Below are 508 nucleotides of genomic sequence, written 5' to 3'. Positions count from 1 at the left end.
GCTCGAGGGCGTTCAATTCGAAGGGGCGGGCTTTGGCCCGACTACGCGGCTGTGGCCGGTCACCGAGCCCGAGCGCGACCGCACGCTGGATCGCGAGCAGACACTGCTGGAATATTTCGTGTTCCCGCAAAAATTCCACTTCGTCGATCTGTGCGGCTTCGACGCCTCGATGCTGCCGGCGGGCGAATCGCAGATGACGTTTGAAATCGAACTGAGCGGGCGCGTACCGGGCGATTATCCGGTGTGTCGCGAGAGCTTCCGTCTGTTCTGCACACCAGTGATCAACCTGTTCGAAGTGGATGCGCTGCCGCTGCGACCTACGGACTGGCATGATCGCGAACATCGCGTTCAACCCGGCGTGGCGGGGCACGTCGAGCCGTATCACGTGCTCGCAGTGACCGCCGCAGATCCGGAGGACAGCGCACGTCACGCATATAGCGCCTTCACGAGCTTTCGCCATCGCGGCTGGACGCTGCAGTACGAGAAGCCAGAGCGCTATTTCCATACC

At 62.2% G+C, this 508-nt stretch carries 1 protein-coding gene; it reads left to right on the top strand.

The features are described 5' to 3' along the window. On the top strand, window positions 1-508 hold a 508-nt coding region (locus NCR40_RS27875; RefSeq protein ID WP_250511357.1), incomplete at both ends, for a type VI secretion system baseplate subunit TssF.

This window comes from Caballeronia sp. GACF4 (assembly GCF_023631025.1).
In the GTDB taxonomy this organism is placed as follows: domain Bacteria; phylum Pseudomonadota; class Gammaproteobacteria; order Burkholderiales; family Burkholderiaceae; genus Caballeronia.
The sequence above is the reverse complement of the archived record's forward strand: the minus strand, read 5'-3'. Positions and strand labels throughout refer to the sequence as shown.